Origin of the sequence: Streptomyces sp. NPDC059456 (assembly GCF_042750055.1) — a bacterium.
Taxonomy (GTDB): domain Bacteria; phylum Actinomycetota; class Actinomycetes; order Streptomycetales; family Streptomycetaceae; genus Streptomyces.
In genome coordinates this window covers 1-1,166 of the sequence record NZ_JBHYVA010001151.1, presented here as the reverse complement: position 1 = coordinate 1,166, position 1,166 = coordinate 1, and the positions used below count along the sequence as shown (strand labels likewise).

At 78.5% G+C, this 1,166-nt stretch carries 1 protein-coding gene; it reads right to left on the bottom strand.

Annotation, left to right across the window (positions count from 1 at the left end):
- A partial coding sequence (locus ACFXA3_RS42855; protein ID WP_385197026.1) for a chaplin occupies nucleotides 1-1,032 on the bottom strand: 1,032 nt, incomplete at its 3' end.
- Nucleotides 1,033-1,166: the final 134 nt, after the last annotated feature.

The following is a 1,166-nucleotide window of genomic DNA, read 5'->3' as shown; positions in this document are numbered from 1 at the left end:
GGCGGCCGGCGGCTGATCGGCGGGACGGACGGCCTCCGGGGCCGGCGCCGGAGCGGGGTGCTCCTCGAAGTGGCTGCCGTGCGGCGGTGCGGGGACCGGCCCCTGCCCGGCGACCGGGGCGGGGGCCGGCAGCGGCCGGGGCGCCTCCGCGACCGGGGCGGGGAGCGGTACGGGCGCCTCGTGGACCGGGGCGGGCAGGGTCACGGGGTGGCCGGTGACCGGAGGCGGCGCGGGCGTGTGCACCACGGGCGTCTGGTGGACCGGGGGCTTCGGCGCCGGGTGGGGGGCGGGCTTCGGGGCGGGCCGCGGGACGGGCTTCGGAGCCGGGTGCTCCGCCTGCGGCCCGGGCTTGGGGTGGGGCCGCGGCCGGGGCCGCTCGGGCGCCGGGGGCGCGTGGTGGGCCGGTGCGGGCGCCGGGAGGGCGTGCGCGTGGTCGTCGCACTCCTTCTCGTCCGGGCTTCCGTAGCCGCCCTGCCCGCCGGGCCTGGCGTGCCGGCCGGGGCCCGCATGGTCGCGGTGGTCGCGGTCGTCCTCCGCGCCGGGACCGCCGTAGCCGCCCTCGTGCCGGGGCTCCTCGTGCCGGGCCTCCTGGCGCGGTGCCGCGTGCCGCGGCGCCTGCGGGCGGGCCTCCTCGTGGCGCGGCTCCTCGTAGCGCTGCTCCGGTAGTGCGTGCCGGCCGCCCTCGCGCTCTTCGAGGTAGTGCCTGAAGGCCTCGGCGTGCTCGGGGCTGAGGTAGCGCTCGTAGTCCCGGTCGTCGTGGTGCGTGCCCGAACCGGTCGTGGTGGCGCAGGTGTTCCCGAACGAGGGGTTGAGCGCCGCCCCGCCGTCCACGCTGTTGCCGCACACGTTCGGCGAGACGGTGATCGGTACCGCGATGCTGTTGCCGGACAGCACCCCCGGCGAATGCGAGGCCTCGGCCGTCGCACCCGGGTGCGCGTAGGCCGCGCCGGTCGCGATCGACAGCAGGATTGAGGCGGCCGCCGCCGTGAGCACTCCCTTGCCCAGTACCTGTCGGCTGAGTACCTGTCGCATGGGTCCTTCCCTGTCTACCGGCTCCCGCCGGTGCTGAATCGAAGGTGGCCCCGGGGTGGCCCCCCCAGGCCACCCCGGGCCCCCCCCCGCGGGTTGCCCTGCCGGGCCAAGTGGCTAGGGCGGGGTTGTACCAC